The organism is Rhodococcus sp. P3_B8 (assembly GCF_056402775.1).
Genome location: NZ_JBFUGT010000024.1, coordinates 53,174 through 66,480, shown reverse-complemented (window position 1 = coordinate 66,480; position 13,307 = coordinate 53,174). Strand labels below are relative to the sequence as shown.

General features: G+C 68.0%; 12 protein-coding genes. 9 read left to right on the top strand and 3 right to left on the bottom strand.

What is annotated here, in order from left to right:
* The first annotated feature begins 1 nt into the window (after position 1).
* The 5 genes from AC1D1G_RS12320 (at position 2) to AC1D1G_RS12300 (ending at position 4,568) form a co-directional block, all read left to right on the top strand.
* Positions 2-1,387 (top strand): MCE family protein, encoded by a 1,386-nt coding sequence (locus tag AC1D1G_RS12320; protein ID WP_477952303.1) that lies wholly within the window; start codon positions 2-4, stop codon positions 1,385-1,387.
* On the top strand, positions 1,384-2,127 hold the full coding sequence (locus AC1D1G_RS12315; protein ID WP_418339413.1) for a hypothetical protein: 744 nt from the start codon (positions 1,384-1,386) through the stop codon (positions 2,125-2,127). Before AC1D1G_RS12320 ends, AC1D1G_RS12315 begins: the two co-directional genes overlap by 4 nt.
* The gene (locus tag AC1D1G_RS12310) at positions 2,124-2,642 is read left to right on the top strand and encodes a h domain protein (protein ID WP_283292838.1); all 519 of its coding nucleotides are present in this window, start codon (positions 2,124-2,126) and stop codon (positions 2,640-2,642) included. Before AC1D1G_RS12315 ends, AC1D1G_RS12310 begins: the two co-directional genes overlap by 4 nt.
* 2 nt (positions 2,643-2,644) lie before the next feature.
* Entirely contained in the window at positions 2,645-3,469 is an 825-nt protein-coding gene (locus AC1D1G_RS12305; protein ID WP_477952302.1) for a nuclear transport factor 2 family protein, read from the top strand.
* Positions 3,470-3,557: 88 nt separating this feature from the next.
* Positions 3,558-4,568: an NAD-dependent epimerase/dehydratase family protein gene (locus tag AC1D1G_RS12300; RefSeq protein ID WP_283330558.1), complete on the top strand. Its 1,011-nt coding sequence runs from the start codon at positions 3,558-3,560 to the stop codon at positions 4,566-4,568.
* Here AC1D1G_RS12300 and AC1D1G_RS12295 read toward each other — a convergent pair.
* Both AC1D1G_RS12295 and AC1D1G_RS12290 read right to left on the bottom strand, forming a co-directional pair.
* The gene (locus AC1D1G_RS12295; protein WP_105412841.1) at positions 4,538-6,085 is read right to left on the bottom strand and encodes an alpha,alpha-trehalose-phosphate synthase (UDP-forming); all 1,548 of its coding nucleotides are present in this window, start codon (positions 6,083-6,085) and stop codon (positions 4,538-4,540) included. The two genes, AC1D1G_RS12300 and AC1D1G_RS12295, sit on opposite strands and share 31 nt — an antisense overlap.
* Positions 6,086-6,118: 33 nt before the next feature.
* Positions 6,119-6,292 carry a hypothetical protein gene (locus tag AC1D1G_RS12290; protein ID WP_005262874.1) on the bottom strand — a complete coding sequence of 58 codons (174 nt, stop codon included), beginning with the start codon at positions 6,290-6,292 and terminating at the stop codon, positions 6,119-6,121.
* A gap of 167 nt (positions 6,293-6,459) precedes the next feature.
* On the opposite strand from AC1D1G_RS12290, the gene AC1D1G_RS12285 reads away from it, so the two are divergent.
* Positions 6,460-8,163 carry an ABC transporter ATP-binding protein gene (locus AC1D1G_RS12285; RefSeq protein WP_280778848.1) on the top strand — a complete coding sequence of 568 codons (1,704 nt, stop codon included), beginning with the start codon at positions 6,460-6,462 and terminating at the stop codon, positions 8,161-8,163.
* Entirely contained in the window at positions 8,160-9,908 is a 1,749-nt protein-coding gene (locus tag AC1D1G_RS12280; RefSeq protein WP_477952301.1) for an ABC transporter ATP-binding protein, read from the top strand. Before AC1D1G_RS12285 ends, AC1D1G_RS12280 begins: the two co-directional genes overlap by 4 nt.
* A gap of 58 nt (positions 9,909-9,966) precedes the next feature.
* On the opposite strand, the gene AC1D1G_RS12275 is transcribed toward AC1D1G_RS12280, so the two are convergent.
* Entirely contained in the window at positions 9,967-10,902 is a 936-nt protein-coding gene (locus AC1D1G_RS12275) for a methionyl-tRNA formyltransferase (protein WP_105412844.1), read from the bottom strand.
* A 110-nt stretch (positions 10,903-11,012) separates the two neighbouring features.
* On the opposite strand from AC1D1G_RS12275, the gene AC1D1G_RS12270 reads away from it, so the two are divergent.
* Positions 11,013-11,816: an alpha/beta fold hydrolase gene (locus AC1D1G_RS12270; protein WP_105412845.1), complete on the top strand. Its 804-nt coding sequence runs from the start codon at positions 11,013-11,015 to the stop codon at positions 11,814-11,816.
* A 44-nt stretch (positions 11,817-11,860) separates the two neighbouring features.
* Positions 11,861-13,060: a diguanylate cyclase domain-containing protein gene (locus AC1D1G_RS12265; RefSeq protein WP_477952300.1), complete on the top strand. Its 1,200-nt coding sequence runs from the start codon at positions 11,861-11,863 to the stop codon at positions 13,058-13,060.
* The last annotated feature ends 247 nt before the right edge of the window (positions 13,061-13,307 follow it).

Sequence of the window (13,307 nt, the reverse complement as noted above, 5' to 3'; positions counted from 1 at the left end):
GCTGATCATCTTCTCGATTCTCACCGTCATCGGGCTCGTGGTGATGTCGATCCAGTACGTGAAGGTGCCGGTGCTGTTCGGCGTCGGGCGCTACGAGGTCAGCGTCCGACTGCCGTCCACCGGTGGGCTCTACTCGCACGCCAATGTCGCTTACCGCGGCACCAACATCGGTGTCGTCGAGAACGTGACGCTCACCGGCGACGGTGTGGAAGCGAAGATGTCACTCGACAGCGACTACAAGATTCCGGCCGACGTCGACGCGGCAGTCAAGAGCGTGTCGGCGGTCGGCGAGCAGTACGTCGATCTGATTCCCCGGGACGGCGCCGCCGAGGCCGACGGCCCGTACCTCGCGGACGGCGACGTGATCCCGTTGGACCGGGCCACCATTCCGCAGGACGTCGGCGAAATGCTCGACCAGGCCGACGAACTGCTCGCCAGCATTTCGGACACCAGGCTGCAGACGGTGATCGACGAGGCGTTCACGGCGTTCAACGGATCGGGCCCCGACCTGCAGCGGCTCATCGACTCGGCCCGGTTGTTCGTCGAGGAGGCCGATGCGAACAGCGACGCGACGAAGGCCCTGATCGACCAGGTCGGCCCACTGCTCGACACCCAGGTGGTCAGCAGCGACGCCATCCGGTCGTGGACCCAGGACCTGGTGACGTTCACCGACCAGTTGCGGGCGAGCGACCCGAGCCTGCGGTCGGTGCTGGAGAAGGGCCCGGGAACGGCGCAGGAAGCCACCCGGCTGTTCCAGGACCTGCAGCCGACACTGCCGATTCTGCTGCGGAATCTGGTGAGCGTCGGCCAGGTCGGGGTGATCTACAACAAGAGCATCGAACAGGTGCTGGTCATCTACCCACCCCTGACCGCGGCGCTCGTGACGGCCGCGACCGGCGGGCCGGTGGAGGACGGCGCGATTGTCGACTTCGCCCTGCAACTGCACGACCCGCCGGCCTGCACGACGGGATTCCTGCCCCCGGAGCAACGCCGGTCGGGAGATCAGACCGACCCGATCGCGACACCGAACGACCTGTACTGCAAGGCCGCTCCGGACGATCCGGCCGTGGTGCGCGGCGCGCGGAACCTGCCGTGCATGGAGTTCCCGGGACGTCGCGCGCCGACGGTCGAGGCGTGCCGCGAGGGCTGGGAGGCGTCGGGCAACAACCCGCCGTACGGGCCGATCATGCCGCCGGATGTACCCTCGTACACAGCCGTTCCGAGTTCCTACGAAGGCGCCGCGGGTGCACCGGTCGCGGCCGTGCCCTACGACCCGGCCACCGGTAGCTTCATTGGTTCGGATGGAAAGACGTACACCCAACCGGATCTGGCGGTGCAGGGAAAGGACTCGACGTGGCAGACGATGATGACAGGTCAGCAGATTTGAGTTCCAGCACAGACGAGCGCGCAACCGACTCCGCGGAGCAGGCGACCGAGCAGAGCTCCGCGGCGAAGGACCGGAGCAGGCGCAGGGCGGTCCGGCACGCCGGCCCGCCGGTGGGGGAGACCGAGGCCCCGAAGCCGGTGGTCCTGGCCAAGCCGGCAGACGCGAACGCCGCGCCCGAGGCGGAAAAGGTGTCGACGGCGAAGGTCGCGTCCCCGGACGCTCCGGCGCCCGACGCGCCGAAGCAGCGTCGTCCCCTGAAGTCGTTGCTCGCGTGGGGTGTTACCGCGGTGGTCGTCGTCGCACTGGTCGTCGCGGCGGTGGTCCTGCTGCTCGACCAACAGTCCGCACGGGAACGGGACGACCGCCGTCAGGCCTTCGTCGACACGGCCCGGCAGACGGTGCTCAACCTGACAACCATCCATCCCGAGACCGCGAAGGAAGACGTCGACCGGATCATCGCCGGCGCGTCGGGTCAGTTCCTCGAAGAGTTCCAGGGCCGTGAGGATCCGTTCGTCGGCGTCGTGCGGGATGCGAATGTGACTACCGAGGGCCAGGTTGTCGAGGCCGGTGTCGAGAACGGGAGCGAGACCTCGATCTCGGCGAACGTTCTGGTGGCCGCGCGGACGATGGTCAGCAGCAAGGAACAGCCCGAACCCTCACCGCGCGACTTCCGAATGCGAGTGACCGTCAGCGACGTCGACGGAAAGTTGACCGCATCGAAGGTGGAGTTCGTCCCATGACCGACAACAACGAAGACAAGCGAAAGTTCGCCGTCACCAAGCAGACAGCGCTGAAGATCGCGGCCGCGGTCGTGGTGGTCGCCCTCGCGGTGGTGGTGGGTTTCCTCTGGTACGACCACCGGCAGGACCAACTCGCGGAGCAGGCGCGCACCGAGGCCGTCGACGCCGCGGGCAAGCAGGCTGTCGCGATGCTGGCGTACGACTTCGCCGACGTCGACAACCAGTTGGCGGCTGCCGCAGACGGACTCACCGGTTCTTTCCGCGACGACTACACCACGCTCGTGCAGGAAACGATCGCGCCGGGCGCCAAGGAGAAGCAACTCACCGTGCAGGTGTCGGTGCAGGCCGCGGCGCCCGTGTCGACCACACCCGACGAGGCGGTGGTTCTGCTGTACCTCAACCAGACGACGACGAGCGCCGACGCTCCCGACGCCCGGACGTCGGGCAGCCGCGTGCGGGTGTCGCTGCAGAAGGTCGACGACGACTGGCTCGTCGATCAGCTGACCCCGGTGTAGCGGTGCCGGACTCCACGCCGACCGTGGCGGAACTCCTTGCTGTCGTGGGGCGTTCACCGTCCGCGGTCGCGGTGCACGACCGCGCCGCGTGGGTCGGGCTGTTCTCGGACGGCGCTCGGGTCAACGACCCGGTGGGCTCGCGGCCACACGTCGGCACGAAGGCGATCGAACGGTTCTACGACACGTTCATCGCCCCCAATTCGATCACGTTCCATGTGAAGCGGGACGTGGTCTGCGGAATGACCGTGGTCCGCGACCTCGACCTCGAGACCCGGATGTCGACGGGAGTGGTGCTGACGGTGCCGATGCACCTGCGCTACGACCTCGTGGCGGAGTCGGGTGTCGTGGCCGTCGACGGGTTGTATGCGCACTGGGAACTGTCCGTGATGATCGCCCAGTTGGCCGCGGCGGGGTGGCGGGGCGCGGCGGCATCGGTGAAGCTGGCACCGCAACTTCTCGCGAATCAGGGCGTTCTCGGTGTAACAGGTTTCGTGCGAGGCCTGCGGACCGTCGGGCGTCCGGGTAGGAATGCCGCCACCGGATTTCTGGTCGCCGTCCGGCGTCAGGACGCGGCCGCGATGTCGGAGAGGCTTGCTCCCGGTGCGGTTCTCGAGTTGTCGACGGGTGCCCCGCTCTCGCCCACTCACTTCGCGGACAGTCTCCGTGACCTGCAGTGGAGCAAGATGATCGTGGCGGGGCGTACCGTGACGGCATCCGTGCGCGCTGCCGGCTGGGAGGGTGTGGCCCTGCTGGAGTTCGCACACCGATCCCACGAGATCGCACGAGTGCGGATGTTCGTCGAGGCAGTCACCCCCTTCACAAAATGAAACAAGTTCTAGTACTGTCGGGGTCTCCTGGCCGATTGCCGACGCACGACGCTGCGTCGCCTGGCCACAACCGAACGGGGAGTCGTCGATGAAGGTTGCAGTAACCGGCGCCGCGGGATTCGTGGGCAACAATCTGCTGAATCTGCTGGTCGAGGCGGGGCACGAGGTGACCGCAATCGACCGCGTGCGTTCCCGGTACGCACCCGAATACGGGGTCACGTGGGTGAATGCCGACGTACTCGACGTCGAATCCATGAAGCGGGCGCTGGACGGCGCCGAGGTGGTCTACCACCTGGTCGCGATGATCACCCTCGCCCAGAAGGACGACCTGGCCTGGACCGTCAACACCAAGGGCGTGCGTACCGTCGCCGAAGCCGCTCTCGCAGTGGGTGTTCGGCGGATGGTGCATTGCAGTTCCGTGCACTCCTTCGATCAGAGCAATTGCGGCGGAACGCTCGACGAGAACTCACCCCGGTCCGTCGACGCGTCGATCCCGGTGTACGACAGGTCCAAATGGGCGGGCGAGATCGAACTCAGCGAAGTGGTCGAGGCCGGGCTCGATGCGGTGATCTGCAATCCCACCGGGGTGTACGGGCCCGTCGACTACGGACTGTCGCGGGTGAACGCATTGCTGCGCAACGCCGCTCGCGGCCGGGTTCCCGCGGCGGTGCAGGGCGGTTTCGACTTCGTCGACGTCCGCGACGTCGCCGCCGGACTGATCGCCGCCGGGGAAAAGGGCCGGACCGGTGAGAACTACCTGATCTCGGGGCACATGCTCGGCATGCACGATGCCGTGAGGAGGGCTGCGCGTGCGGCGGGTCGTCGGGGGCCGCTGTACTCGTTCCCACTCAGCGTCATCGAACGCGTGCTGCCGATCGCCGAACCGATCGGGGCCCGGTTCGGATCCGACGTTCTGTCACGGTCGGCGATGTCGGCGCTGCTCGCGGCGCCCGTCATCGACGGCTCCAAGGCGCGGTCCGAACTCGGCTACGTTCCGCGTCCCGCCGACGAGACGATCCGCGACTTCGTCGGCTTCCTGGTGACGTCCGGTCAGCTGAGCCGGGGAGGTCAGTTCTCCCCGGTCGCGTCCTCGTTGTAGTCGGACTCGGAAGCCTCGGCGGGCGCGATCAGCGCGGGGCCGGCGGCGCCGCCGTGAGCGAGGGCGTCGAGGAAGGACCTGGCCCACCGGTCGACGTCGTGTGCGAGGACCTGCCTGCGCAGGGCCCGCATGTGGCGTCGGCCGTCCTCCTTCGGCTGGCCCAGGGCCTGCTCCATCGCGTCCTTGACACTGTCGAGATCGTGCGGATTGCACAGGAACGCCTGACGCAGTTCGGCGGCCGCGCCGGTGAACTCGCTGAGCAGCAGTGCGCCGCCGAGATCACTGCGGCACGCCACGTACTCCTTGGCGACGAGGTTCATGCCGTCACGCAGCGGAGTCACCAGCATCACGTCGGCGGCGACGAAGAACGCGATCAGCTCCTCGCGGGGGATCGGCCGGTGCAGGTAGTGCACCACCGGCCTGCCGACCTCGCTGTACTCGCCGTTGATCCGCGACACCTTGCGTTCGATGTCGTCGCGCATCTGCACGTAGCTGTCGACCCGCTCGCGGCTCGGCGTGGCCAGCTGCACCATCACCGTGTCGGCCGGGTCGATGCGCTGCTCGTCGAGCAACTCGTGCAGCGCGGCGAGGCGGACGTCGATGCCCTTCGTGTAATCGAGGCGGTCGACGCCGAGCATGATGTGTTTGGGATTGCCCAGTTCCTTGCGGATCTTCTTGGCGCGGTCCCGGATCGACTTGGATCGGGACTGTTCGTCCAGCTGCCCCGAATCGATGGAGATCGGAAACGCGCCGACGCGCACCGTGCGGAATCCCACCTGCACGACGCCGAGCTTGGAGCGCACGCCCACGTTGCCGCGGGACGTCTGCTGACCGGCGAGTTTGCGGGCCAGGTAGAGGAAGTTCTGGGCACCGCCCGGGAGGTGGAACCCGATCAGGTCGGCGCCGAGCAGGCCCTCGATGATCTCGGTGCGCCACGGCATCTGCATGAACAGTTCCACCGGCGGGAACGGAATGTGCAGGAAGAATCCGATGGTGAGGTCGGGGCGCAGCATGCGCAGCATCTTCGGAACGAGCTGCAGCTGATAGTCCTGGATCCATACCGTGGCGCCGTGCGCGGCCGCCTTCGACGTGGCCTCCGCGAAGCGCCGGTTGACCTCGACGTACGCGTTCCACCAGTCGCGGTTGTACTCGGGCTTGACGATGACGTCGTGGTACAGCGGCCAGAGGGTGGCGTTGGAGAAGCCCTCGTAGTAGTCGGCGATCTCCGCGGCGCTCAGCGGAACCGGGTAGAGCTCCAGGTCGTCCTCGACGACGGGATCGAGCTCGGCGTCCGCAACCCCCGCCCAGCCGACCCATGCGCCCTTGTTGCGGCGCAGGATCGGCTCGAGCGCGGTGACGAGGCCACCGGGGCTGCGCTTCCAGCGTGTGGTGCCGTCCGGAAGGCGTTCGAGGTCGACGGGGAGTCGGTTCGCGACGACGACGAAGTCGGCTTGCCCGGAAACAGGATCAGAAGTCGAGCGTGATGACGATGCTGACGATTCCGAACTGGCAGCCACGGGCTTCCTTCGCAGTCGAAGTGGATGAAATTCTCAGTCGAGCTTGCTGGTGGGTCCGATTCCGAGCATGGAGAGCAGCATTCTGCACTCGTCGGCATCTTCGGCGTATGCAGCGACAACGCGCTGCGCCTGGCGGGCGGTCTCGTCGGCTAGGGGTTCGAGATCCTCGTCCGCGATGTCGTTTTCGGCGGTCGTCTTCGCGGCCATCTTTGTCCTCTCGGGCTTGCTGCTGCGTCACGCGCAGTAGTTCGTATCGGCGACTCTATGAGAACCGGGCATGTCAACGCTAGTTGCCCATCGATTAGGGTTCATCTAGTTAGGGTCTGCTTACTTCGTTGGTGGGTGGGGAAGCGTCGGCGTTGGGAGTTACGCGCGTGAAGACTGGTGGCACCGCAATTCTGCTTCGCACGCTGGTGCGGAATCGTGTTCGGCTGGGGATCGGCACCGTGCTCGTCTGCCTGCATCAGGTGGCCGAGACACTGGTCCCGATCTCGATCGGTGTGATCGTCGACCGGGCCGTCGCGACCGGAGACGTGTTCGCTCTCGCGGTGTGGCTGTGCGCCCTGGCGCTGCTGTTCCTGGTGCTCACCGCGGCGTGGCGGTTCGGTGCGCGGTTCATCGTCGTGGCGATGCAGAACGAGGCCCACCAGCTGCGGATGGAGGTCGCGCACCGCATCCTCGACCCGCGGGGAGTGCGCACCGACCTGCGGGCCGGTGAGCTGCTGTCCGTGTCGACGTCGGACGCCGACCGCGCGGCCTGGATCGCGGACATCACACCGAGGGCCGCGGCGGCCCTCACCGCGGCGATCGGATCCGCCGTCGCCCTGCTGCTGATCGACGTTCCCCTCGGACTCGCCGTTCTGATCGGCACCCCCGTCATCCTCGGCCTCCTCCAACTCGCGGCGCCGCTGATCACCCGCCGGGCCACCGATCAGCAGGCCGCCGTCGCGCGGGCGTCCGCCATGGCCACCGACCTCGTGAGCGGGCTCCGGCCCCTGCGCGGGATCGGCGCCGAGGTGTCGGCCTCGCGGCGATACCGGACGGCCAGCCGCGACGCGCTCGGCGCCACCCTGCACACGGCGAAGAGTTCCGCCGTGTTCGCCGGGGTGTCGATGACCGTCAGCGCCCTCCTCGCCGTCGGTGTCGCGGGTGTCGCCGGCTGGTTCGCCCTCGAAGGACGCATCACCATCGGTGAACTGATCACCGTCGTCGGACTGTCCCAGTTCTTCATCGAACCGCTCGGCGTCCTGGCCGGCCTGCCCGGGTTCCTCGCCCTCGCCCGCGCGTCGGCGGACCGTCTCGCCCTGGTCCTGGACGCGGAACCCCTGCTGCCCGCCGGGTCCGGCCGGACACTCGACGGCAGCGAACTCAGCCTGAGCGGCGTGTCCTACCGGTCCCTGAGCGCGCTGGATCTCCGGGTCACCCCCGGCGAACTGCTCGGTGTCGTCGCGTACCGCCCGCAGGACGCGGAGGCGCTGGCCGCGCTGCTGTCCGGGCAGGTTCCGCCCGATCGGTACGACGGCGAACTGACGGTGGGCGGAGTGCGGTTGTCGGACGCGGATCTCGCGCAGGCCCGCCGGGCGCTGCTCGTCGAGCCGCACAACGGCGACCTGTTCTCCGGAACCGTCGCGTCGAACGTGACCGCGGGCAGACCCGGCGCCACGGCGTCCGAGGTGCAGGCGGCGCTCTCCGCGTCCGCGGCGGTGGACGTCGTCGAAGCACACCCCGAGGGCCTCGACCACGAGGTCGCCGACCGTGGGTCCTCGCTGTCCGGTGGTCAGCGGCAGCGGGTCGCCCTCGCGCGTGCACTGGTGGCGCAGTCGCCGGTGATGGTGCTGCACGATCCGACGACCGCGGTGGACGCGGTCACCGAACACACGATCGCGGGCGGCATCGCGGACCTGAGGCATCGCGACTCCGAGGACCGGCAGACGACGATCCTCATCACGAGCAGCCCCGCGCTGCTGTCCGTGACCGACCGCGTCGTCGTACTCGACGACGGAACGGTGGTCGGCGAGGGCACGCACTCGCAATTGGCGACCGAGAACGCGAACTACCGTCAGGCGGTCCTGCGATGAGTGAACTGCTGCCCATCGCGAACGCACGCGACACGTGGGCGTGGCTGAAGTCCGAACTGGGACGCCGCCGCGGCCGGAGCGTCGCCACCCTGCTGGTCGCCGCCGTCGCGGCCGGTATGGCGCTGGTCCCCGTCTACGTCTTCGGCGTCCTCGTCGACCGGGTGCAGGACGGTGCGCCGCCGTCCACCATCGGATGGGTGGTCGCGGTGATCGCGTCCGCCGCCGTGATCGGCGGTGTGTGCGCCGGGTTCGCGTCGTTCCTGATCCGCAGCCTCGGCGAGGGAATCCTGGCGGATCTGCGCGAACGCACCGTCGACCGGGCGCTCCGGCTGCCGATCCAGACGGTCGAACGCGTCGGCAGGGGCGACCTGCTGTCGCGGGTCGGCGACGACGTCGCGGTGATCGGCAAGGCCGTCACCGACGTGGTCCCCAACCTCGTCACGGCTGTCCTGCTGGTGGTGCTGAGCATGGTCACGATGCTCGGCATCGACTGGCGGCTCGGGCTCGCAGGCATGGTCGCGCTGCCGATGTACGCGCTGGCGATGCGCTGGTACCTGCCGCGGTCCGCACCGGTGTACGCCGCCGAACGCGTGGCGATGGGAGAGCGTTCGCAGGCCCTGATCAGCAGCATGCAGGGTGCCCGGACGGTGCGCGCCTACGGTCTGGAAGACAGCCATCTGGCGCAGATCAACGGTGCGTCGGAACAGGCCCGCGACCTGTCCGTCGGCGTCTTCGCACTGTTCACCCGGTTCGCTGGGCGCGGCAACCGGGCCGAGTTCGTGGGGCTCGCCACCATCCTCGCCGCCGGATTCGCGCTGGTGAACGCGGACATCGTCACCGTCGGCCAAACCACAACCGCGGCACTGCTCTTCCACCGGTTGTTCAATCCGATCGGCATGCTGATGTACACGTTCGACGAGGTGCAGTCGGCGGGTGCGAGCCTGGCCCGGCTCGTCGGCGTCGTCGACCTCGACGACGAGTCGGGCACCGGGACCGCCGCCGTCCGGGAGGCCGCCGATTCGACGCTCGAACTCGCCGACGTCCGGCACACCTACGACGGCAGCCACGAAGTGGTGCACGGCATCAGCCTGCACGTGAAGTCCGGTGAACGTGTCGCCCTCGTCGGCTCGACCGGAGCGGGCAAGACGACGGTCGCGGCGATCGCGGCCGGTTCGATCGTCCCGACGTCCGGGTCGGTGCGCATCGGCGGCACCGCGCTGCCCGATCTGGAGCCGGGGGGTCTCCGCCGCCGGGTCGCCATCGTCAGCCAGGAAGTCCACGTGTTCGCCGGACCGCTGATCGACGACCTTCGGCTCGCCGCACCCGACGCCTCCGAGGAAGACGCGGCGATGGCACTGAAGGCCGTCGGCGCCGACGGCTGGGTGAACGCACTGGACGACGGCGTCCAGACCGTGGTCGGGGAGGGCGGCCACGAGCTGACCGCCGCCCAGGCACAGCAATTGGCTCTGGCGCGACTCGTCCTCGCGAACCCGTCGGTCGCGATCCTGGACGAGGCGACCGCCGAAGCAGGCAGCGCGGGTGCGCGGGAACTCGAGGCGTCGGCCGAGGCCGCGACCCGTGGTCGCACGACGCTGGTGGTGGCCCACCGGTTGACGCAGGCGGCCGCCGCCGATCGGGTCGTCGTCCTCGAACACGGCCGGATCGTCGAGCAGGGTCCACATGCCGATCTCGTCGCCGCGGGTGGGCGCTACGCCGAACTCTGGTCGGCGTGGGAGGGGCGGTAGGGCGTTCCGCCCCGTGCGCCTTTCTGGTAGCTCCCGCTACCAGAAAGGCGCACGGGCGTCAGCTGAGGTAGCCGCCGCCGTGGGGGAAGAATTCGGTGCCGGCGAGTTCGGTGCCGTCGTCGAGCCGGACGCGCTGGATCTTGAGGCCCTTGTTCTGACCCGTGCGAGCGTCGGGCCCGGCGACGATGACCATTCCGTCGCCTTCGTGGATGAAGACACGCCCGGGCGTTCCACCGTAATTTCCTTCGGACACGGCGGCCTTCAGAACCCGGACACGCTGTCCCTTGTAATGGGTGAAGGCGTTCGGGTACGGGTCGGACTGCGCGCGGACGAGTCGTTCGATCGCGTCGGCGGGCCACGTCCAGTCGATGAGGCTGTCCTCGGGGGCACGCTTGTGGAAGAACGTGGCCTGCGAGCGGTCCTGTGGCGTCCAGTCCGTGCGACCGGACGCGATCAGCTCGAGTGCGTCGAGGGTGATCGGGCCGATCATGTCGACGGTGCGGTGGAACAGATCGGTGACGGTGTCCGTCGGCCCGACGGGCGTCGACCTCTGCAAAACGATGTCGCCGGCGTCGAGTTCCTCGTCCATCAGGTGCGCGGTGAGGCCTACTTCTTCTTCACCGTTGATGAGCGCCCAGATGAGCGGGGAGAATCCTGTGTACTTGGGCAGGAGCGAGTCGTGAATATTGAGGGTGCCGTAGCGGGGAGAGTCGAAGACGTCCCGTGGCAGCCAGGTGCGCCAGTTGTTGGCGACGACGATGTCGGGGTCGGCCTGCTTCAGCGCGGACTTGAAGTTTTCGTCCGGCTTGGTGGCGATGTGCACGGGCACCCCGTGCTCGGTGGCCAGGTCGGCGACGGAGTCCGCCCACATCTGTTCGTAGACGTGGTCGCTCTTGGGGTGGGTGATCGCGAGGACGACCTCATGGTCGGACTGGAGCAGGGCCTGCAGGGTACGGTGACCCCAGGTTTGATATCCGAGTGTGGCGACTCTCAACGCGGTCCTCCTGGACGAGCTTGTCGGTCAGCGCCGCATGCAAGCGGCCGCCAAGCCAGCTTAGGCTATCCAATCTAAAACGGTGAGACCGCCCATGGAAGGAAGGCAACATGACGATCGCCACGATCAACGGGATCCCCCTGAATTACCAGGTCAAGGGATCCGGCGATTTAGTGGTGCTCATCATGGGAACCGGCAGCCCGGGACGGGTGTGGGATCTGCATCAGACCCCTGCGCTCATCGACGCCGGCTACCGCGTCTGCACGTTCGACAACCGAGGCATCGCGCCGTCCGGTGAGAGCGTCGACGGGATCACCATGGACGACCTCGTCGCCGACACTGCGGGACTGATCGAGCACCTCGGCGGCGGACCGGCCCGTGTCGTCGGCACCTCGATGGGTGCCCGCGTCGCGCAGGAACTGGCCCTGACCCGGCCCGACCTCGTGCACAAGGCGGCGTTCCTCGCCGGTCACGCCCGCATGGACTACTTCCAGCAAACCCTCACCGAGGGCGAGCGCGCCCTCCACGACAGTGGTGTCGAACTCCCGGCCAAGTACCGGGCCGCGGTGACTGCCGTGATGAATCTGTCGCCCGCGTCGCTCGTCGACCCGCACACGGCCCGCGACTGGCTCGACCTGTTCGAGTTCAGCGGCGGCCGGACGTCGGACGGCGTGCGCGCGCAGATGGAGATGGACCGCAGCTTCGATCGCAGGCAGGCCTACCGGGCAATCACGACACCGTGCCTGTCCATCGGGTTCGCCGACGACAGGATGATCCCGCCGTATCTCTCGCGTGAGGTGGCCGAGGCGATCCCGTCGGCCCGGTACTACGAGATCCCCGACGTGGGGCATTACGGCTACCTCGAACAGCCCGAAGTGGTGAACAAGGTGCTGCTCGAGTTCCTCGCCAACTGACAATTCCGAGCGGCTGGGGCGATCACGGTGACGGCGAGGTTCTGATGGCGTTGGGTATTCCGCGCCTCGGGGTGGGCATCGTCCGGTACGACGTCGTGAACGGGGCCTTGTGGTGGGATGAAAAGGCCGCCGCCATCTTCGAGGACGACGGTTCCCGGCCACCGCTCGAATTGTGGCGGGAGCGGGTCCATTCCGAAGACATCGGCGCGGTGCGTCGCATGTTCGGTGACACCGCCGGGTCCGTCGGCGCGGAATGCGTGTTCCGCATCGTGCTGGCGGATCGGTCGACCCGGTACATCCTCACCCGCAGCATCGACGTCACCACCGACGCGTCCGGTGCCCCTGTCGAGCTGACGGGAGTGGTCATCGAACTCGGACACGTGGCCGGCCGGGACGTGCAGCTCGCGTCGTTGCTCGACCGGGTGGGCCTGGGGTTCATGGCGCTCGACGAGGACCTGCGGATCATCTACGTCAATTCCGGCTGCCTGCGGCACGTGCGGCGGTCGCGGGACGAACTGCTCGGCCGTGTCGTCACCGAGGTTCTTCCCGAAACGCAGGGCAGCTACTTCGACGCACTGTGCCGCAAGGTTCTCGCCACGGGCCGCGAGCAGCAGACCCGGGTGGACTCGCTGTACTCGCCGGGGATGACGATCGAGGTGACCGCCGCAGCCGATTCCGGCGCGCTGGTCGTGCATTTCCGGGACGTCACCGCGGAGATTACCGCTCAGCAGCAGGCGGAGGAGGCGCACGCGCTTCTTCTGCACGCTGCCACGCACGACAGTCTCACCGGACTGCTCAATCGCGCCGCTATCACGGAGCATCTGCAGCGTCTGTTCGAGCGTGGCGCGGGACCTGCTGTCGCGTTGTTCCTCGACGTCGACGGTTTCAAGGACGTCAACGACACCCGTGGGCATCGCGTCGGAGATCGCATCCTGCAGGGGGTGTCCGAGCATTTGCGCCTCGCGATGCGCGCGCCGGCCGCGGTCGGCAGGCTCGGCGGCGACGAGTTCGTCGCCATCCTTCCCGACGTCGACGAATGCGACGTCGACGACGTGGTGACCCGGATGCTCGCGTCGATCACGACACCGATCGACGTCGGCGACGAACTCCTCGTCGTGACCCTCAGCGTGGGGATGGCGCGCAGCACGTCGGCGCGCACGGTCGACGAACTGCTGCATCATGCGGACATCGCCCTCTACGCCGCCAAGCGTCGCGGTGGGAACACGGCGGTCTGGCACCACTAGGTTGCTGGGCGGCTGCCCCCGGCGGTAGCCGCCACCACCAGCGTGCCGAACCCGCGAACGCGCGGTATGTTTACGCGGTCGAAGGCGACGTCGGGACCGCTTCGGCGGGGTGAATGCCGGCGGCGGTGCGGGGGACACGCGTTCGTGGTGATTGAACTCGAATTGCCGCTGTGATAACTGGCACCTGTGAACTTGCCGGCAACCGGCTTGTTGCTGGTGGGTAGCCTAACCTAAACTCCCTCGGGTG